We start from the raw sequence: 21,673 nt of genomic DNA, 5'->3' as shown, positions 1-21,673 counted from the left end.
GAATTACCTGCATTGCGGATCGGTTATCGCGGGTGGTGGAACGGCACTCGTAAGGTCAGAGGGAGGGTCCGGCTTGCTACTGACGGTGTTCGATGTTGGAATGGCGACCCATCGAGGACTCGTTGAATGGCATCGAGGAGTGTATACTAATACCAATAGCCACCTTTCATTTGTCAATGAATCGTGAGAAGCTCTTTTTCCGGATAGGTGTCCAGAGTGGTTGGACGGCTGGTATAAAAAGGCAGAATCGAATAAAAACGACGGATGTCTGCTCTAGGGAGATCAGTAGAGGTGGGATGAATGCGTGAATTCGATCTCTCGCGTCGACATTTCCTCACAGCTTCATCATTAGTGCCGCTAAGCGGGGTTGTACGTACCGACGAAACCGATCTAAGTCCTCAAACAACGCCGCAGTTAGTTGGACCGTCACAAGAAGTTATCGTGACACCAGAGGATACCTCAATACCGCTACCTCCAGAAACCGAGACGACGATTCCGGTGACGATCATCATCGAAATTAGTGGAGGGTTCTCAGTATTTGGCGACGAAATTGAGGAGGCGGACGTTGATATCGAATTGAGCGATCTGGAGGTGGAGGGCGATGACACGGACGGGGAATTTACTGTCAATGGCGGGGGGCCAGAGATTACACTTCACAATGAAGAGCCCGTTACTGCACCGAGTACACATGCGGTCACGCTTTTTTTACAACCAACAGGTGATGAACCGACAATCGAAGTCATCGACAGTGATCAGGACGTAACCGACAACACGCGGCTTCAATACAACGTTATCGATGAACTCGACTGGAGCCTGTTCGCGGAGATGGCTGGCAGGCGCGAGGTTCTATTCGAAAATTATGCAGAAGCGTACGCTGGCGTCACTGAAGCGAAAGCTTGGGAAGAACAGTTCGCGAAGGAGACAGTCAGCATCCTGTCGGATCTCGCAGTTGCTTCGGTTACGAGCAAAGTAGCGGGTGTGACTGCCGAAGTAATTGATTCGGATTGGCCCAAGGTTGCGGGAGCTGCATATGGACTGAGAAATGGGCTTAGTGGGACGTCGATGAGTCAGGCGGTCAAATCAACGTTCGACCTCAAAAACGATTTCTTCGACTACGCTGATAAAGCAGCAATCGAATGCGCTGGTAACTCCGACGAGGCACTCGTTGACCTCCAAGAATTGGCCAGCGATGAAAAGGACGCGTGGGAACAAAAGAATCGGACTGGAGTTATCGAAGCCCTTGAAAAGCAGCGTGAACGGCTCTTCGATACGTCTACCGGCAGCGGGTCCCTCTGGAGCGAGTCAGGTGCACAGCGGTACTATTCGAGCAATCTAGGCCGCGTGTGTGATGGGACTCCACCCTCTGTAGGCAAAACCAAGGATGATGTTCGTGATTTCTTCGAGATGCTGCAGCAGTACAGTCGTGACGAGGATCAAAATCTCAGAGATATATTGCGTTTTGTTGATCCTCCCAGTGCATCCGTCTCAACCGTGCGCCATCACGGTGTGATCGACGCCGAACTTCGGCAGGTGGCAACCGGTGAAAAAACAAAATCTCGCGTCGAATTCGAGGTTTCGAACGGATCGAGTGCAGGCCTCACCAGCAATGAGGGTTATCTGTCTATTTCACATTCTGATAAGCTAGCGGTCGATTTTATTGAAGCAGAAAGTGACGACGTGATCAGTGTTACGCGACACAAAGCGGGAGAAGATGAGATAATTCAAGACGATGGCACCACCGATACGGCAGAACACACCCTCCTTGATATCAATGGACAGTATGAACCCGGTGAGACCAAGCGATTGGTCGTCGAATTTAGCTATGCTGGTGATGAGCCGATCGATGACGACGATGATGATGCTGATGATGCGTTCGAAGACGTCTGGTTCAGATATCGCTCAGCGCTGGAACCCATTCTGACTGCAGAAGATCCGGAAAGTGAAGCGGGACAAAATGAGTTCGCACGCGCTCCTGAAGATAACGGTGCGCAAGGAGTCAAAACGGATCAACAGGGGTTCACGGCGTACGAGGTTTCAGCAGGAAACATCGAGTATCCCCCCATCGCGAAGATCGACGCACCGGCCGAGGTGATGGACGATTCGGTCACGTTCGACGCAAGCGAGTCGACCGCTGGGAGCGACATCGAGTCGTTCTCGTGGGTGTTCGAGAGAGATGACGATGGGTCGTTCGAAGAGACCCGTAGTGGTGAGAGCGTCGACGACGTAACGTTCGAACCGGGTGTCGTCACAGCACGGCTGACCGTTGAAGACGACCGCGGTCTCGTGGATGAGACAGAAACCGAGGTTATCATTGAGGAGGTGCCGCCGGTAATCGCGTCGTTCGATCGTCGACCTTCGGCACCCGAACCCGGCGATGTGGTCGAATTTACTTCAACGGGTGATGCTGATAGCTACGAGTGGGAGATTGATGGACAGAACTACAGCGGTGAGTCGGTTTCAGTCACGTTTGACGATCCCGGCGAATACGAAGTGAGTCTCGAAGTGAGCCGGAGCGGCGAAAATGACGAAATCACTTCGACATTTACTGTTGAGGACATTGAGGAACGGTTGGGAACCCCCCGGGCGAGGATCGATGTCATTGGTGATCTCAAAACCGGGGAGGAGATCGAATTCGACGGGTCGGATTCGTATCATCCACGCGACGATCGCTCAATAGACACCTATAAGTGGGAAATTAAAGAGGAAGAGTTCGAACGCGAATCAATAAACTATACATTTGACACGGCTGGTTCGTACCAAATAGACTTAACGGTCGTCACTAAGAGTGATAATGACGAAACAACCGATGAAGCGGTCACGACAATAAATATAGGTGATGCTTCGCTTCCGCCAGATATCGGTACGATCACGGGAATTGTCACCGACGATAGTGATGACCCTGTTACTGACGTTGAATTAAAATTCGGCGACACTAGAACAGATGAATTAGTATCAACCACGAAAACAAGTGAAGAAGGAAAGTACGAAACCGATCTACCTGCTGAGGCAACGTATGAAGTCATTATCGATCAAGTAGAGTTCGAATCGTTCAGCACCGAAGTAACTATCCAACCAGATGAGACCCGTAGTGAAGATGTTCAACTAACACGGACTAACTTACCGGGAGAAGAACTCTGGACCTTCCAAACTAATTCTCGGATATTCTCGTCACCGACGGTGGTGGATGGAACCGTCTATATCGGGAGCAACGATAACAACATATACGCACTGGACACAGAAACAGGTGAAGAGCAGTGGCGTTTCAATGCCGGTTCATCTGTAAGGTCATCACCAGCAGTAGTAGATGGTATTGTATATGTTGGAAGTGATGATAGCACCTTCGGTGCTGCGGGGAATGTGTACGCACTGGATGCGTCCAACGGGAGTGAGATATGGAGTTTTGAGGAAGGTGCAACAGTTCAATCTTCGCCAACGGTCGCAAATGGGACCGTCTATTTTGGGAGAAGTGACGACAATGTGTACGCACTGGATGCGGCCACAGGTCAGAAAGAATGGTTCTTCGAAACCGACGGTGCAGTCATTTCATCTCCGACGGTATTGGACGGAACCGTCTATATCGGGAGTGAAGACAACAGCATATACGCACTGGATGCTGACGACGGAAATAAAAAGTGGGAACTTGCTACTGGGGACTCGGTCAGGTCGTCACCGACGGTGGAGGATGGAATCGTCTATGTTGGGAGTGACGATAACAACGTATACGCATTGGATGCAGAAACGGGCGAGGAAGAGTGGACGTTCGAAGCCGAGACTTTGGGAAGGTCTTCACCTACAGTTATCGATGGAACCGTCTACATTGGGACCAATGATCTCCCTGCGGCGGACCATCCGCATGTATACGCATTGGACGCGAAGACGGGCGAGAGAGAATGGGGTTACGAGACGAGTGGTCGAGTTCGGTCGTCACCGACGGTAGCCGGTAGTACTGTCTTCGTCGGAGGTGGAGAGGGAAGCGTATATGCGTTGGACGCGGATGCTTCATTTTTCGGGGATAGACAGTGGAGATTCGAACCTGTTTCTCCTTGGGGTTTCTTCTCATCCCCAACCGTGGCGGATGGTACGGTCTACATCGCGGACTGGGACGATCCGGGTACAGTGTATGCGTTAAGTGCAGGTGTCGATGGCTCCAGTGAAGACTCACGAACATCTCTCGGAACACTTGGTCATAACAACGACTGGGCCGAAGCTCAGTCCGGGACGATCAATCCGGACACAGGCACTCTTACTGGAAGAGTAACGGGCCCTGATGATGATTCACTCGAAGCGGCTGAAATCAATGTAGTTGATTCTGAAACAGGCGATCTTGAGGCCACCGCGACAACGGACACAGATGGGGAGTATTCAATTGAGCGGATAGATGAGGGAACGTACGAGGTTGTTATTAAAAAGTCCGGGTTCGATCGTGTCAGAAAGAAATTATCAATTGAGCCAGAAAAAAATGAACTACATGTGTCTCTTGACGGTGCTTCTCTCTCACCAATCGTCGGAGATGATCCACCTCAAGACCTCAACGGAGACGGCCTGTATGAGGATATCAACGGAGACGGCACAGCAGATGTCGTAGATGTTCAAGCACTCCAGCAGAATCTTGATTCCGAGGAGGTACAACAAAATTCGGAGGCATTCAACTTCGCAGATGACGACCCCGACGAGGTGACTGAGGCAGACGTTGAGGCATTGTACGACCGCGTTACTGGGGGTGATTCCGATGAGTGATCGGTTTGTAGACTCGCTGACTCCCCGGAAATTCGTTATTACACTTCTCGCGATCACCGTCCTCTTTGGCGGTGTGGGTTTTGCTGCCGACACTGGAGCGGTGACGGCCACGCTCTCACCCGATGAGACCGAAGCGAATGTCGGTGAGGAGCTAACTTTCGATATCGTCGTCGAGGGCGTTGAGGATGATGTCGGTGCATATACCACAACGGTTGATATCACCGACACAAACGTTGCGAAGATAGTGGACCTCGAACCGGCCGGCGATCCATTGTTCGAGCCGGATGACCCAGTCTCTGATGATGGAGCAACTGCGACCGCTGATGTCGTCTACGGAGACGAGGCGATCGACTCGGACGCCGACGATGAAGTCACCATCGCAACCGTAACTATCGAAACGAAGGAGCCCGGTACAGCATCGGTTGAACAGACAGTCGAGACGCTCGGCGACGGTGACGGTCAGAGTATCACCGTAACCGAGTCCGAAGATGCAGAACTTGAGGTCGATACGGATGATGATGGTGAACCCAGTGACCCGGCAGAACCGGCGTTGAGCGGACTCGACATCGCCGGCCAAGGCGCTGATGCAACTATCACCGAAGGTAACGACGAAGACATCAGTGCTACTATCGAGAACGTCGGTGACGAACAGGGCACGTTCGAAGTTGAGTTGGAGGTTGCCGGCGGGCTTGACGGTGGCGGTGCCGCAGCCACCGAAGACGTCACCCTCGACGCTGGCGACAGTGACACGATTACCTTCGGGAGCGTCACCGGCGACTTCGACGCTACTGACTACGACGTGCTCGTGATGGCCGGTAATAACGACGTGGCTGGTGATCTGGTCGTTGAAGAACCCGATACCCAGCCGACAGTAGACGCCGATGCGTCGAGCATTAGTCCGGATGTTGTGACTGAGGATGATACAGATGATTATGTTGCTGAGGTTGCGTTGGAGAACCTCGATGACGTAACTACAGCCGACGTTACCGTTGAGCTCGTCAACTACGAGGATGGCGAATCAGCGTCTATCGTCAAGTCGGCTGATCTCGGCAATCTCGCAGATGATGACTCAGCTGTGGTGACGGTCGAAGGAAGTGAGTTTGAGAACGTTGAGGCACCTGTTGTTGACTCGGAGACCGACTTCGCTGTGGAAGTCGACGTTGAAGGGTTCGACGCTGATGTCGACCCCGTCTCCGGGGAAGAGATCGACCAGATCACCGTTTTTAAGCCCGGACCGGAAGTTGCGTCCGCGACTGTTCGGGACGACGCCCCAGACGAGATCGTCGTGGTCTTCGAGGAGGAAGTGGAACTGATGGATAATTTCCCTAATGATGCGGGAGAATTCTTCATATTTGATGGCGACGGCCTGAACAACGACCCCGAAACAGTGGCTGATGGCGATCTCAGCGTTGCTGACGGCGACATCATCGTGCCACTGACCGAAGAGGTTGAGGCAGATGATCCGGACGTGATTGAGGAGTCATTGGCATACTTCTCCCTTGGCGATGATGGCGCCGTCGTCGCAGTCGATGACGGTACGTTTGCGCAAGGGTTTACCGACCTAGACGTCACAAACAACGTTGAGAAGGATGAGCCCGAATCTGACCCCGACGTCGGCATCACGCACGCGGAAGGTGTGGCAGGATCGACGACGACACTAACTGAGGATGGAACGTCTACCACCGCGGAAGTTCTTCATGCAGCGCCCGAGGGTGAAGACACCTTCTCATTCGGTGGTGATGCCGACCGCACGATCGAGGTCACGAATACAGATACTGACCGTACCATTGAGATCATTCCCGAGGAGGATGAGAAAACATTCGACGTTGAGGCGATTCGGCTGAGTATTTACGACGGTCTTGGTGAGATCCGTGTCGATCCGCGAGTCGGAATGATAACACCAGATGAAGACGGTGAGGATATAAACATCACAGTCGAGGGTGATGATGATGTCTTCACCGGCAGTGGTGACACGTTCAACGAATTTGAACTTGCTCTTGTTGAAGATGGTGACCGAGTAGATACGAGTGAGGAGCGCCTTATTGGGGTGAATTATGTTGGCGATATCGAACAAGATGGGACGGAAGACGAAATAACAGTCACAGCGCCACGAGATGAGGAAGTTGATGAAGACTGGTTTGTCACCTTCCGGTTGGTTGGTGAAGATCCGCTACCCGTCCTTGAGCAGGAAGTTGAACATAGTGACGGGGACGACGAGTTCGAATTCACCGTTGATGTCTCCGAGATTGAAAGCGGGGAGTACAGTGCCAGTATATCGATGTTCGAAGAGGAAGTAGCGGGCGAACGTATCCATGAGCGGCTCGGCACTGTCCGCAATCTGCAAAGTGATTTCGAGGTCGAGAGCGACTTCGTGCCGGATGACGAGATCGATCTGCAGCTCGCTTCCGGGCCAGACCTCATCAGCACGAACCAGCCGCTTGATGTCACGGTCGAACTCAACAGTGATGTCGCGGAGTCCTTCGAAACGGAGGTGCTGAACGAGGACGACGAAGTCGTTCGTACGTCCACCTTCGACGCCGAGGATGACGTCACCGACCTCTTCTACACCGCCATCGATGAGGACGACGAACCGGTCGATGACGGGGAGTACCGCCTCAGAGTGACCGCATTCGGTGGAGACGGTCAGGAAGAACAAGTCGAAACCGAGCCGTTCGAGGTCGACAACTCCCCACCGACGATCGAGAATCTCCAACTCGATACGGACCTGACAAACGATGAGGTTACTGTCAGTGCCGATGTTGAGGGTGTCAACAGTGATGTTGAGGTCGTCAATCTCGGTCTGGCCTCCGGGTTTACTTTCTTCGCTATCGGGGAAGAATTCACTGACGCCGACGCGGAAGGTGACGTTGAAACGACGATCGATGTCGATGACCTCGTCGGCGATGGTGAGTACAATGCGATCATTTCCGCGCAGGACGAAGCTGGGAACGTCGCAGAACTCGAAGATGAAGACGCCACCGTGACGGTCGATACGACCGCCCCGGATATCCAGCCGCGCGTGACTGACCTCGGTGAAGTTGATGCCACGCTCACGATCGAGGCCGATGAGGACGTCACGATCGACGAGATCGACATCGAAGCAGAAGCCGATGGAACCACCGAGGATCGATCGCCATCCACACCGACCGATGAGGGTGATGAGTTCGAGATCGAATTCGACGGGACAACTCTCGATGATGAAGACACTACCTTCACGATCGAGGTGGAGGCCGAAGATGAGATCGGCAACGCTGATACCTACGAGCTGACCACATCAGTCACTAGCTATGCACTCGATGAGAACAACGAGGCGACCGTCGAGCCCGACTCGACTGACGGCTCGTTCGCTCTCTCAGCGAGCGATGACGCCGACGGGAATGAGGAGCGAAGTGCGTCGGTCGGACAGACGTCCAGCGCGCCCGCCGGAACATCCGTTGAACCCGACCAGATCACGGACGAGTTCATCGATGTCGCCGACATTGGCCTCGACGAAGACGAACTCGAGGACGCGACCGTGAGCGTTCCACTCGCTGACATCGATATCGAGGGCATCGATGATGAGGACCTCGTCTTCTTCTACTCACCGGAGGGTGAGGAAGACTACGAGGTGATTGAACCCGAGATCGTCGATGACGAACTCGTCGTCGAGGTGGACGGCTTCAGCCAGCTCGCGCCCGGTGGGATGGATGATCAGCCACCATCGATCGACGACACGACCGTTGATCCCGGTACCGACCTCGATATCGATGATGAAGACGTGACGCTCACCTTCGAGTACTCCCCGGTGATATCCGCGATCGACGTCTCGGAGACGAGCGTCGACGTTGATCTCAGTGACGATCGAACGGACGTGCAGATTACCGGCGAGGAGACCGAGGTGCACGTCGATGATCTGCAGCCTGATGAGACCTTTAGCGTCGAATTGCAGGTCGTCGATCAGGCCGGCAACGACGTCACCACCACGGAAACAATATCCGTTGAGGACGCACAAGAAGATGAATCCGAAGAGGAGGACGCACAAGAAGATGAATCCGAAGAGGAGGACACAGAATCTGATGACGACGACGGCGCCGACGCTGGTGCCAGCGGCGGTGGTGGTGGCGGCGCCGGCGCTCCCACCCCTGGCGATGAACAGTTCGAGATCTCCGCGCCCGAAGTGAGCGGTCAGGAGGACGCGAGTACACCGATCGATGTCACGGCGACGATCACGAATACGGGTGGACCGTCCGACGGCCAGACGATCGAACTGGAGATCGATGGCGAAACCGTTGCCGAGGAGGAGTTGACGCTCGGCTCAGATGGACAGGTAACGGTTGAGTTCAACGACGTTGATATCTCCGCGTTAAGCGAGGGAGAATACACGTACCGTCTCACGACTGCTGACGATACGTACACCGACACGCTGACTATTGGAACGGACGACACCGATCCCGAGGAAGACACGGCGGACGATAGCGACGACAGCGACGATAGCGTAGCCGACACGCCCGAAGAGGAGCCGGCCGTCGAAGAGCAAATACCCGGATTCGGTGTGGTCGTCGCACTCATCGCACTGCTCGCCACAGCACTCATCGCAGCACGCACACGGGTCTCCGAGTAGCACAGTCGGTGTTCAGACAATTGATTGAAAGGCGAGATGAGTATTTTGGGGCGTAGATTCTATCGAGAACGTACCGTCCCACGATTCACACCGGATCTGAGCACCGCTCCCGTCAGTGTCCGGCTGATCATCTCTTTTCCACCCGAGTTGGGAGGTACGCGAACCCCACCAATGTACCCGTAGACGGTCACTGGTCGAACGAACGCGTGCACCTCTTACTATCATCGCGTCTATCTCGTCGCTGTACTCCAATTAGAAGCGTACGGGCGCGACGAGCGCTTGTTCGACTGTCGAACGGATCAACCTCTGAGGCGTGAGGCGGCTGAAATCGGCCGTCTCAGAATGGGTATTCTGACGGGGGTTTGCGTAGGCAAACATGAGTTTGGAACCCATAGACCCCGAACACGCGCTCGAACTGTACCTCGCTGATCGAGAAAATAGTGTCTCGCAAGCGACGATCTATTCGCATCGGTCGCGGCTTGGACACTTCGTCCGGTGGTGTAACGATGCCGAGATCACGAATCTGAACGAGCTGTCCGGTCGCCAATTACATGAATTCAGAATGTGGCGACGCATGGAAGGTGGTCTCTCGCCAGCGAGTGAAAAGACGCAGATGGACACACTACGGGTGTTCGTTAAATGGTTGGAGTCAATTGATGCCGTCGAACTCGATCTCCACACGAAAGTGTTGTCACCCACACTGAGTGGGAACGACAACGTCCGCGATGATATGCTGGATACTGATCGAGCCGAGCAGGTCCTTTCTCATCTCAACAAGTACGAGTACGCATCCCGACCACACGTCGCACTTACGCTGATGTGGCACACCATGATGCGTGTCGGAGAAATTCATGGGCTTGATTGCGGTGATTACGATTCCGTCAAGCAATCGTTACAGGTAGTCCATCGGCCAGAGTCAGAGACGACGCTGAAGAATCAAAAACGAGGGGAACGATTGGTTGCCCTATCTGATGAGGTGTGTGAGCTTCTGGACGACTGGTTAGAACATACTCGTCCAGCCGTGACGGATGAGCACGGACGGAAGCCGTTGATTTCGACTCCAGAAGGACGAGCTCATACGACGACGCTACGCGGCGACTGTTATCGATACACTCGACCCTGTGAGGTCTCACGAGAATGTCCGCACGGACGAGATCTGGACGAATGTGATGCGACCTCGTATGACTCAGCGTCTGCATGTCCATCAGCTGTAAGTCCTCACGCAGTGCGGAGAGGCGGCATCACACACGCACTGCAGAACGGATGGCCGATGAAGGCAGTCGGTGATCGCGCCAACGTGAGCGAAAAAGTGCTCTCAGTGCACTACGATTCGCGGACAGAGGAAGAGAAAATGGAGCAACGGCGAGACTACTTAGACGACCTCTGAGTAGTCGTGTGTGAACGGGGCTGATGAGCCCTTAGCGGGCAAGTCGCTCGTTCACTGTTCCGTTGATTTGGTGGAGTAGTTCAAGTAATTCGCTACTGTGGCATACGCGATAGCGTTCTGGAGAGGTATCGTCAACGGGTTCGAGTACACCTAAGACCAGCAAAAGATCCAAATGTGTATACACGGATTGACGGCTGACACCTGACTTCTCGGCCAGTTCCGATTTTGTGAATTCAGATCTCGGCAGGGAATCCATCAGCATATCAAGGATATAGCCAACGCTCTCGTTCTGGACGAGAATACGCCATCCACTTGGATACTCGTCGCGCAATTCGTCCATCGAAAGGTTCTCCATCGGGTTGGAGGGGGGCTTTTGACTCGACATACTATTGCTAGCGGTTGGATACGCTGTTATCTTGATGTAGTGTGCTCATTGTGTTAAACCTATTGGACACGTATGTCTTACTGGACTGTATAGATATAAATGGATACAACACAGTATCCACCATAATGTCGGATGCTGCGGCGAAGTTCGTGTGGAAGTTGGCTCGCCGTCACTCATGGGGATCGCCCATTCCGGCTGGACAACTTGTTCGTCTCGTAGCTGGAACGGAAGATCATGACGAGCTGAGAGAGGTGCTTGAAAACGAGGTGACCGAACTGCCATTCGTCGCACAGTCGCCGGACGGGCTCTATATTCCAAACGGTCAGGACGCCCATATTGCGGCCGCTGATTGGTTACGGGAGCAAACGGTACTTAGTGACCTCACTATCAAAGCAACCCTGTCACGATTACCAAACGACTGGCCCGAGGACGTATAACTGGCTCCGGTTGTTGATCCCCTCGCTAGGTGACTTGTTTCAGGAGTCCTGCTGAATACACAGTGCGAATGCAGTACGAGGATTTCAACAAGCTGTTGTACCTATTATCCAAGTTCTCTACTCCACCGTCTTTCAAAATCATCTAATGCTTCGGCAAACAGGTCTTCAAAATCACCCTCCATAAAACGTCCTGACGAAGCAACAGGAACTTGAATTTCACCAAAAGAAGTATCTAACTGTACTGTTCCTGCCACTCGGACGTTGAACGGTCTCTTTGCGCGAAACACATACTCTGGGGGCGTTACGTGTATCTTTAAATATCCTACCCCATGAGGGCTAATTTTGCGACAAGAGATGTATTTGGGCTTCTCCACGCCTGTCTCAGAATTCCAGATCACATGACCAATCTCGGCACCACCACTATTTAAGCCGAATCTCAAATCGACGCCGCTTACGGACATTTCATCTTCAGATTCATTTTGTATTGGGAGTTCGAACTCTAGCCACCCGGGATTTTTATTTCCAAAAACGGCGGTTTCAACGGGATAATCGCCCATATGCTCATGAGAAGCAATATGCACGTCTTGAACAAGATGATCTCGAACCCGACCTGTTAGGCGATCCCACGACAATAACCCCAGACGATACATCGTTCTAACTACTGGTACCTCTTGGAGGACCTGTCGTATATATCCGGACAGTACATTCAGTCTACTCATGAGCAAATGTCGAACGGCTTCTGAGTTGTATCAGACACGGTTTCATTTTAACGTTCGGGGAGAACATCACTCTCTCCTGCACTAACCGATCTAATTCTCCCGGCTCTGTTGAAGTCCCATTGGATCGACACCTTTCCCGCTGAAGCGGTTGTTGGGTAGAACTGCGAACCAATCGCCGGCTCTGGCACAGTTTTTTTATTTATCCGATAGCACCTTCCGAGTATGAACGACCAACTCAAGTGGGGGTATTAGGACTCTCATTCTTGGCGCAGTCGGTCTTACTCTTCTCGGAATTAATGGTGCATTTCAGAACCCACTTGGGCCAGAGATACAAAACAGACCAGTTAACTTGGTTGCAATTGGTGGTAGCCTCCTTCTCGTTATCTCTGGAGTCGCAACAGTCGTACAATCTCGACGGCCTGATTAGTGTGCCAGCTCTGTAGAATTTTCATAGTGTCTTGTCGAGGTTGTGAGTGAGACAGCCAATAGCGAGTTCACGGAACTGCTTCCACCAGCGTCGTGAGCGGACGAATGCGCCGTATTTCCGTTTGAGACGAGAGTTCACCGTCTTGTTCTGACTACGTTTCCCGTAGAGGTCAGCGTCAAGCCGGGAGTTCCAAGCCTTGTGGAGCGGCGAAAATTCTCGATGTTTGATGACCGGACGAACATCATCTTCACGAGCTAATGCACGAATCTTCTGGTCATCGTACCCCTTGTCATCGAAGAGAATCGCTACTTCGTCGCTATTCCGCTTGATGAGCGACGGCGCGATCTTCGAGTCGTGTTTTCGTGTCGTTGTTACGTGTACGTCGAGAATCGCGTTCGACCTCGTGTCCACGAGAAGCGTGACTTTCAGCTGCTGGATCGTCAGCTTCGCTCGCTTCGTATAGTGTTTCGAGGCGTGACCCCGGTCGAACCCCGAGGCATCAATCCCGACGACACCGTTGGTCGGAAGGAGTGCGACTGAGAGGTTGAGCAGGACGCGCCAAACCGCCATATCGAGGCGATTGAACGCCTTACACAACATCGAGGGGGATGGGAGCTCCTCAAGATTGATAGCGCTTCGAATCCGAGGCATCTCGATTAATTCGTCAAGGAGCGTTCGGTACGTTGTATTCTTCCGAACCTTGAGACAGAGGAGGACGATGTATTGATGAAGTGTGTACCGCCGTTTCGAGAATTTCGAAGAGTACCGAGCGACAGCTCGCTGGGCCAAGTGATACGCCTGCTCAACAAACCGGAGCAACTGTGACTTTGGGAGGGCCTGCATTCGGTCAGACTACTGCTCAATCCTGTAACTCTCTAAGGATTTCAACAGAGCCTGAAAATATTAACTGAAGACGAATACTGATTGCACAGATTAACGAGGATCTGGTATGGTTGAATATAGTGCACTGTATACCCAGTATATTTATATGTTGGTTGTAAACCGTCTTGCATGTACCTAAAAGGCAGAATTCAGCCTCTCAGCATTATATCACCATCCACACGGGGGTAAGTAGAGTATGAGAGACGAACAAGTAGAAAAAGAATTCTTACAACAAAGTGTTCTGCCTCTCCTCTTCAGTTCAAAAAGTGCCAATACATTTGTTTCCGCCAGAAATGCATTCAAAGATCACGGAACATCCATCGAGAGTTTACAAGAAAGATATGATTCTCTCTCAAAAGATGATGAGGATTTTTGGACAGACGTAGCTGAAATCATATCGGATGCATATGACGCTGATGTGCCCGACTTCTCTGAGGAAGAATTTAGAGACTATATAAAGAAATTACTCAAGATCAGGTTTGACAAAGAGTTCAGGAAAAACGACGTAAAAAAGTTAGAAGACGATACTGATATTGATTCGTTTTTATCTGAAATCGCAGGAGGTAATGATCTTGTCTTGGAAGATGATGATTCAAATCCGAGAATAATCTATGTGGGTGAGCGAACTTCTAGAGAGTACGTTGAGCCTTTACAACCAATAGATGCAGAGTTCTATCCTCCGTTATTGATCGAAGTCGATAGTGAGAGCGGGGAGATTCAGCTATCTGGTGATAGAGATCAAAGGAATAGGTTTGTGAAAGAGACGTCAGAACATGATACAATAAGTTTACAGGATGAAGAACCGGAGGCGTATGATGAATTGGAGATAAGACCTGACTTCATACAGAATTTAAAAGACCACGATATTTTTCTCAAGAATATAAAGATCTCAGGAGGTGGCTCTGACATATCCATGTCTGTTGCGTCTGGTGACGGCGCTATAGATGTGCAAGATTTTGTGGATTATGATCTATTGCTCCAGAACAAGCAGGATATTCTTTCACTGAGTAGCTGCGAGTTTGTCTATATAACGGAGAATGAAGATATCGATTTCAAACTAAATTTCCAAACGTTCAGACGCATCGAAACCAATCAAGAGTTCATAAAGATCGCGCTTGAATTACCAACAGATCATGAATCTTCGCGAGAAGATCTTGAGGACATATTAGAACATTACGGAGTTGAGGTTTATGAGCCCTACTATAAACCGTCAGCATACTATTTCAACAAGCTTCTGACGACCAATAGCAATTATCGTAGCAAGTATTTGGCTCCCTTGGAGGAGATGGAGAACAACAACGACCTTGATATTCTCACTGATGGCGGCATCATCAACGAAGATAATGAAGAAGATAAAATCACGTTGGACAAAGAAACACTAGCCAGTGCAATACAAAATCAGTTAGAGGAAGCAGAGAGAGTTGATATTGAGATCAACGGTAGACAGCATCGGATCGCCGAGCTTGAAGGATACGAAGACAGTCGATTGGCCCTAGTTTTGAAGTCATATTCTGATGATGCAGAGGACGCTCACAGACGGTTCTATCGAGTAATTATTCCATTTAGAGCCAGACCGGATAATTTCGAGAAGATTTATAATATTATTCTTTCTAGAATTGATTACCATAAAATATTAACTTCCCAATCAGAGGAAGAGGTAGTCGAATACATCGTTAGAGCTGCTCAGAGACAGGCAAAATATCATCAAAAGATGCTTGTAGAAAAAGAAGCTCGGCGGTCGGCAAAAATTCTAAGTGATTACTTACAGAGTCCCGAAGAATTTCGAGATAGATATGAAAGGCCGGCCGAGGCAGGTTATGTAGTCGAAGACCATCTCAATGTCCTATTTAGATATTTATTTAGAGATTATCTATATGCTGGAGGGAAAAATGAACCAGATGGTGCCCTACAGCTACGAAATAAATATTATCTCGTCGATTCAAAACAGCGATCAGATCTTCCTCAATCGCAGCTAATAAAAGCTAATCAAGACCTAGTTGATTCGAAGTACAGCGATCTTGTAGAAAGTGATAGCATGATATTCGTCATTTCAAAAGAGCTGCTTCTCTCAAATACTGAGTCTGGTAGTCTAAATCCAGATGCACGAGAACGGGTTGCCGGAGACGAGGATGCAAGTTTCCACTTTCTCAGTGTAGAGACTGTGTATAAAATATATGAAATATTCTCGGAGAATACTCACATACTGTCAAGCACTAATGATGTCCGCGAAGACGTGTTTTCAGAGATTAAGGCCATGATTGAAGAAAGTAAGCTCTCAGACAACTGTCTAGAATTAGAGGAAAATGAAGAGAACCATCTAGGTAACATCCGAAGGATCATCGACAGAGAAGATTACATCCCAGAAGATAGAAACCGATATATTTGAAATTGGCGGATGAAATAAAGTACTAGCGGGTGAGTGCGAGATGGATCCACTTAGAGAGAACCTATACATCGCAGATGTCGACCAAGCAGGCAAGCACGGGTTCTACCAAATGGCTCTTTATTTCTCCTACCATCGATAGTTAATACGCTACTTTGAAAGCTGAACGAACCGCTTCCGAAGTAATTTATTCTCTCTACTGCTGCGTTGAATAGCGATCTTATCTACCGATATCACTGGTTTAGAAGGATGAAGCCGAGGAAATCGAACTTGGTATGGAAATCGACATCCTCGACTTCATTGAACAGTGTCGTGACCTAGCTAAACAAGCGTTAGGAAAGCACGCGGGCGAGCCCGCCAGCGGCGGGTTCGCCCGCTGGGTTCACGTCGTTTTGCACTGTTTTCGGGTCGAAGACGGCCACAGCTACCGTGAAACGCCGAATCGGCTGAAGTACATGGCTGAGGTCCGCGATGCTCTCGGATTAGATCGGGACGAGCTCCCCGATCACACGACGATCTACAAGTCGTTTGATCGGCTGAAAATGTGGGTGTGGCGGGCGCTGCTGCGCGTTTCTGCGCAGCAGCACCCGCAGTCCGGACACGTAGCTCTCGATAGCACGTTCTTTGACCGGCGGCGTGCGTCCTCGTACTTCCGTCAGCGGGCAGGACGGACGATACAGACGCTGAAAGTGACGACATTGACTGATGTGGAATCGCTTGCTGTGCTTGACGTTCACATCGCAGCACGGTGGAAGCACGACACAAAGAGTGGACCGCAGGTCGTCCGCCGAAACGCGGACGACCTGCAGTCAGTCGCCGCTGACAGCGGCTTCCAAGACTGGCATACAGAGTACGAAATCGCCGCACACGACGTTGAGTACCTTGTTCACTACCGTGGATCATCAGCGAAAGCAACTGCGAATAACGCACTCAATCAAGCAAAGGGCTACTCTCAGCGGTGGATGGCTGAAACATCCTACTCGACAACCAAGCGCTCGCTCGGCGATGCCGTGCGAGCGCTCGGCTGGTATCGACAGTTCCGTGAAATTGTCCTCATGTTCGCCATCACCAACATAGAACCACTGTGTGAGCCGCTCTAACCGTGACTCAGCATCTATTCAACACAGCACTCTCTACATTGCTGTAAAGGAGCCATTCAGCACAGCACTTTCAACAAAGCCTCTAACACGGATGTGCTTCACATAAACATTGAAAAAGTCTACTTGTGAATCGTCGTGCAATGACAGAAAACGGTGTTTCCTCGTCAGATGCAATATCTCGGCCTGAGGAGGAGATCATCGCTCAATACATTGAGCATAATAAGGAAGTGGTTCATATCGTCGGTGAACCGGGTGTGGGGAAGACAACAGTGCTTGACCATATTGAGGAGGAGTTGGATGGTGAGATTCGGGTAGATCGGCGGAATATTCAGGCGAATCATAATTTAGATGAGCTTTTTCGGAAACTCTGCCGTGCACTTTTTAATGCGTTGCCTGAGGGAAAGAAGGAAGAGGGGCGGAAGTTTGCTGGTTTGAGTGTAAGTACACCAATCGGTGGCGGGGGTGTCTCATTTGAATCACACGAGGCGGAAGCGTCTCGTGCACAGTTTGGTTACAAAGATTCTTTGTTAGGTTTGAGTGATTTGTTTCCTGAGGATCAATCATTGATTGTCTGTGTAGATGATGTCCATGAATTGAGCGAGGACAAGCGGAAGGTGCAGGGTGCGATTCAGGAAGCGGCTGAGGAACTGCCGTCCAATGTTATTCTTATCACTGCCGGTCGGCTTGCCTTAGATGAAATAGATGCGACGGTTTCGCTATCTATGTTTACCGAGGAACAGACGATCACTTTTCTCCAAAATGCCACAGACGTTACGACCGAGGACGCACATGCAGTTCATGACCAATTAGGCGGTCACCCCCTGTATCTCGGATTGCAGACAGAAGCGAACAGTGATGATGATCTGTTAGATATCCCTGAAAAGAAGATTCAAAAAGAAATCAAGCGGCGATATTTTGAATTTCTTACGGCTGATGAGCGACGGCTTCTCCTAGCTACGGCTTCACTTGAGGAACTCAATGAAGAACTCTGCACGCGTGTAGCCTCCCGTGCTCATGGATTTGATCGTGTCAAGGTGGGCGAAATACTTGATTCACTCAATACGCGTACCGTTGTGCAGACACTGGGCACCAATGCGGATGGTCTTCAGATCTTCAAAGTCCATGATGTCTTTCGAGACTTTCTGGAGGCACGGTCTGATCATACTGAGACTGCCCACGTTGGTGCATGTGTTTATCATGCTGAGAAACTCATCAAACTCGTTGATGACCATCGTACCTTCGAAATCGAAATCAACCATGTCACCTCTTGGATATCCCACCTTTCAGAAAGCACTCTCGAAGAAGAGCAGGACCTCCTCACGGATCTGATTGAGACAACCATCTCCGACGAAGGACTCCGATTTTATCCCTCATCGATTCTTCTTGATGAATTCAAGCAACATGATCCCGCTGAGTTACCAGACACCATCGTGAAAGCAATACTGTCAAGCGTTGAAACAAGCTGTAATATGGCGAATCACTTCTACGATAGAGACCTTGATCCTTCGTGGGTCGAGTTTCTTTTCGAAGAAGGCAAGTTCACCGACCCACATAATAACCTCATAACTTACTTGGGCCGGACCGCCGAGACACGGCCATCATTTGTACAACAAGTTGCTCAAGAGCTTGAAACAGATAATCTTCGAACGCAACGATTTTTCCTTTCACTTAGTCGTGATCTTCCAGTAAATAATGCCGCTGTCGTCGGACAACAGGCTCTAACTTGGGTACAGGACGACGAAGCGTACGGTTACCTTGGCAGTTATGCAATACGACTGGCTTCGTATCTTATTGAGCATGACGAGTACGATGTGGCACTTGAAATTCTTGATGTGATGCTGATGCCACGAGAAGGAAACCAGTTGGATGTCGACCAAGGTATGATCCGGTACAATCTGACGGAGCTGTTTGACGAACACTTTGATGAATTACTTCAGGAACGCGGTGGGGAGCTCTTGGGAATGTTTACAACAAATCTCATCACAGCACTCCAACAGCGGACAGAAGAGGAAGAAAAGTATGGCACTGTTGCAGATCAGATCTCATTTGCTGATTTAAACTTTGTTGAAAATAAGCGAGGATCGCTTGCAGAGATTTTGCTGGATTACTCCGTCCAAGCGATGACTGCGTGGGTCAATATAAACCCTACAAGCGACCAGAAAACTGAATTTGTAGAATGGTTGTTAGATCAACATACGGTCCTTCAGCGGATAGGTTTGTACGTCCTCAGTGAATTTCCGGAAGCATTTGTCACACAAATTAGCGACGAAGTAACGAACGAGCAAAAGTATCACGAGCAGCAGTCCCATTATGAGTTTTATCTTGCTTTCGAGAAGGGCTATGAGCACCTTGATCATAGAGCACAGCAGCGGGTTTGTGGGATCATCGAAAATGGCCCGTATGCCGACGATGTGGAAAATCGTGCTGAACGATTAGCCGCACGAGAGGAAGAATCAGCAAGCTATTTCGAACAACGAATACGGGAAAAGTGGAAGCGTGATCGGTTTTATCTAATTCGCGATTACCTAGACGATCCGTATATAGCGCAACTTGACGAACTGCTCGAAAAGCACGGTGAGCCAGACCGACCACCATCACGGGGCCGGCAGCCAGTACGGATGCATGGTGGTGTGGTCCGACAATACGGCCCAGAAAAGACAGACAAACTTCGGGACCAGCCTGCCGAAGAAGTCCTTACGACAGCAGTCAAATGGGAACCACCCGAATCAGAGAGGTGGAACACAGGTGAAACTGTTCAGCTTGAGGAACGCAGTCACAGGGGTTTCTCAAGTCAGCTCGGTGAATTGATCAAGGAGGATCCGCAGCGATATGCGCGTGAAATTTCGGTGTTGGAAGACGCTCATTCACAGTACGCTGAAGCTGCTTTCCGTGCATTTCGAGATCTTATTGATGATGGCGAGACCTTCCCATGGGACTCAATTCTTGCACTCGGACAAGCAATTACGACATCACCGACCGCTTGGAGTGAGCGTTCGAAAACCAACCTCGCGATGCTGATTAATCGAGGGATTGCAGCCGATACGACTGCGTTCCCGGATGGTTTTGAATCACAGATCGAAGACGTTTTGTCTACCTTGTCTACTGACCCAGATCCCGTGCCTGAGCGTGACCAGCCTGCTGAAGGAATGGCTGGCCACGGCGATCCGGCCACGGTTGCGATTAATTCCGTCCGTCCGATGGCAGTGAACGCATATATCACTTATCTTGCATGGAAAGATGAACAAACTGAAACACAGCTAGACGAGCTGTTTTTTGACCCCATCGAGGAGCGTATCCTTGAGGACCAGTCCCTTGCTGTTCGGTCAGTGATTGGTCGCCGATTTGGCACCCTGTATAGGCTTAATACACAGTTCATTAAAGATCACTTGGACGATATTTTCACACGGGGGACTGACCAGCCAGCTCAACGACAGTTTATTGCCGCATGGAATTCCTATACGGCGTATAATCGATACTGGGACAGCGAATTGTTCCGCGAATACTATTTCCACGCGCTCAGCCTGCTTGATGCCGATAAAGATGCTGCATATCAAATTGAGGCTCGGTCAACCACTGCTCACGTTGCTTCGATCTACTTGTTTGAAAACGACGACCTCAGTGATGACGAAAGCCTGATCAACCACTTTTACCATATTGCTGATCGTGAGGCGGTAAAAGAACTGGCCTCAACGTTGGCATCGTCAATGGGTAACGAGGAAGTTGAGGACCAGTGGAGCAAAATCCGAGATCTCTGGGAGTATCGGTTAAATGTGGTTGACCCTGACACAGAAGATCATGATACAGAGATCAGGTATTTCCTTGACTGTGTTCGAAGTGCAACGACAACAACCCTAAAAGACGAGGAAAGCCGAATTCTTCAATCACTCCCATTCGTTGCTAAACACACGCACCACTGGCGGCGCATTGAGGGATGGTTAGCAGAGCAAGCAGCTGACTGCCCTGTTGTGACAATAAAGATATATGATGAATTAGTTGATGCTGTTACCTGTGGTGAATGGTCATCTATTGCTCGAACAAGTCAGGAAGACCATCGGTCTTACCTTTACGAGTGTGCGGAAGATGCAGGAGAGGAGGCGCTACAGACAGCATTAGACATAGCCGATCAGTTTGCAGCAGAAAACAATAAAATGGACACGGAATTTTTAGAAAGCCATCTCCCCATTTAAATAGAACTACTAGCACGCTATAACATACTCGGCATTGAGTGATGTCCGTCGTGAGGAGTTAATCGAGGAATTGCAAGATGGTGCTGCAAGGGTGGGACTGTTCACCTCCAAGTCAGACTAGAATAGACAGTGGATGTACCGCCGATCAGTGTGTTCCAGAATGTGTTTGGGAACTGAATTGGAACGAGGGAAACAGCAGGGTTGGAAACGTATCATGCTGGACCACCACAGTATGAAGACGAGGAGTTGATTGCGACGTTACAGGAGTTGATGCTGGAACAAGTGGTGTGGTGACGAAATATGGTCTTCGTGAGCGAGATGCTGTGGCGACACCTACGACGTATAAATACAAATTCGGCTGCTGGAAGGAAGCGTTACACGCGGCCTATCTTCCACATCATGTTGAGATCGGTCATATATGAAAGGTGA

10 protein-coding genes are annotated in these 21,673 nt (G+C 50.4%); 7 read left to right on the top strand and 3 right to left on the bottom strand.

Annotation, left to right across the window (positions count from 1 at the left end):
• Positions 1–300 precede the first annotated feature (300 nt).
• From CHB65_RS07775 to CHB65_RS07765, 3 genes are all read left to right on the top strand, one after another.
• On the top strand, positions 301–4,737 hold the full coding sequence (locus CHB65_RS07775; RefSeq protein WP_089384494.1) for an outer membrane protein assembly factor BamB family protein: 4,437 nt from the start codon (positions 301–303) through the stop codon (positions 4,735–4,737).
• Positions 4,730–9,337 carry a PGF-CTERM sorting domain-containing protein gene (locus tag CHB65_RS07770; protein WP_089384493.1) on the top strand — a complete coding sequence of 1,536 codons (4,608 nt, stop codon included), beginning with the start codon at positions 4,730–4,732 and terminating at the stop codon, positions 9,335–9,337. The genes CHB65_RS07775 and CHB65_RS07770 overlap by 8 nt, the downstream gene beginning before the upstream one ends.
• 376 nt (positions 9,338–9,713) lie before the next feature.
• Positions 9,714–10,724, top strand: a complete 1,011-nt coding sequence (locus tag CHB65_RS07765; protein ID WP_089384492.1) for a tyrosine-type recombinase/integrase — start codon at positions 9,714–9,716, stop codon at positions 10,722–10,724.
• Between the two features lie 31 nt (positions 10,725–10,755).
• On the opposite strand, the gene CHB65_RS07760 is transcribed toward CHB65_RS07765, so the two are convergent.
• Positions 10,756–11,064, bottom strand: a complete 309-nt coding sequence (locus CHB65_RS07760) for an HTH domain-containing protein (RefSeq protein WP_089384544.1) — start codon at positions 11,062–11,064, stop codon at positions 10,756–10,758.
• Positions 11,065–11,234: 170 nt separating this feature from the next.
• Between CHB65_RS07760 and CHB65_RS07755 the strand changes: the two genes are divergently transcribed.
• The gene (locus tag CHB65_RS07755) at positions 11,235–11,546 is read left to right on the top strand and encodes a hypothetical protein (RefSeq protein WP_089384491.1); all 312 of its coding nucleotides are present in this window, start codon (positions 11,235–11,237) and stop codon (positions 11,544–11,546) included.
• Between the two features lie 104 nt (positions 11,547–11,650).
• Here CHB65_RS07755 and CHB65_RS16875 read toward each other — a convergent pair whose 3' ends face one another.
• The gene (locus tag CHB65_RS16875) at positions 11,651–12,196 is read right to left on the bottom strand and encodes a hypothetical protein (protein ID WP_143420377.1); all 546 of its coding nucleotides are present in this window, start codon (positions 12,194–12,196) and stop codon (positions 11,651–11,653) included.
• Positions 12,197–12,713: 517 nt separating this feature from the next.
• A complete protein-coding gene (locus CHB65_RS07750; protein ID WP_089384490.1) occupies positions 12,714–13,535 on the bottom strand; it encodes an IS5 family transposase in 822 nt (273 codons plus the stop codon).
• A gap of 235 nt (positions 13,536–13,770) precedes the next feature.
• On the opposite strand from CHB65_RS07750, the gene CHB65_RS07745 reads away from it, so the two are divergent.
• The 3 genes from CHB65_RS07745 (at position 13,771) to CHB65_RS07735 (ending at position 21,244) form a co-directional block, all read left to right on the top strand.
• Entirely contained in the window at positions 13,771–15,960 is a 2,190-nt protein-coding gene (locus tag CHB65_RS07745; protein ID WP_143420376.1) for a hypothetical protein, read from the top strand.
• A gap of 272 nt (positions 15,961–16,232) precedes the next feature.
• On the top strand, positions 16,233–17,057 hold the full coding sequence (locus CHB65_RS07740; RefSeq protein WP_089384488.1) for an IS5 family transposase: 825 nt from the start codon (positions 16,233–16,235) through the stop codon (positions 17,055–17,057).
• 140 nt (positions 17,058–17,197) lie between these two features.
• The gene (locus CHB65_RS07735; protein WP_089384487.1) at positions 17,198–21,244 is read left to right on the top strand and encodes an AAA family ATPase; all 4,047 of its coding nucleotides are present in this window, start codon (positions 17,198–17,200) and stop codon (positions 21,242–21,244) included.
• The last annotated feature ends 429 nt before the right edge of the window (positions 21,245–21,673 follow it).

Origin of the sequence: Halorubrum vacuolatum, assembly GCF_900188065.1 — an archaeon.
GTDB classification, from domain to species: domain Archaea; phylum Halobacteriota; class Halobacteria; order Halobacteriales; family Haloferacaceae; genus Halorubrum; species Halorubrum vacuolatum.
Note: the sequence above shows the minus strand (reverse complement) of the source record. Positions and strands in the feature narration are given on the sequence as shown.

Coding starts and splice junctions, on each gene's coding strand:
- CHB65_RS07775 (WP_089384494.1), top strand. CDS start 301: ATGCGTGAATTCGATCTCTCGCGTCGACATTTCCTCACAGCTTCATCA.
- CHB65_RS07770 (WP_089384493.1), top strand. CDS start 4,730: ATGAGTGATCGGTTTGTAGACTCGCTGACTCCCCGGAAATTCGTTATT.
- CHB65_RS07765 (WP_089384492.1), top strand. CDS start 9,714: ATGAGTTTGGAACCCATAGACCCCGAACACGCGCTCGAACTGTACCTC.
- CHB65_RS07760 (WP_089384544.1), bottom strand. CDS start 11,064: ATGGACGAATTGCGCGACGAGTATCCAAGTGGATGGCGTATTCTCGTC.
- CHB65_RS07755 (WP_089384491.1), top strand. CDS start 11,235: ATGTCGGATGCTGCGGCGAAGTTCGTGTGGAAGTTGGCTCGCCGTCAC.
- CHB65_RS16875 (WP_143420377.1), bottom strand. CDS start 12,196: ATGTATCGTCTGGGGTTATTGTCGTGGGATCGCCTAACAGGTCGGGTT.
- CHB65_RS07750 (WP_089384490.1), bottom strand. CDS start 13,535: ATGCAGGCCCTCCCAAAGTCACAGTTGCTCCGGTTTGTTGAGCAGGCG.
- CHB65_RS07745 (WP_143420376.1), top strand. CDS start 13,771: ATGAGAGACGAACAAGTAGAAAAAGAATTCTTACAACAAAGTGTTCTG.
- CHB65_RS07740 (WP_089384488.1), top strand. CDS start 16,233: ATGGAAATCGACATCCTCGACTTCATTGAACAGTGTCGTGACCTAGCT.
- CHB65_RS07735 (WP_089384487.1), top strand. CDS start 17,198: ATGACAGAAAACGGTGTTTCCTCGTCAGATGCAATATCTCGGCCTGAG.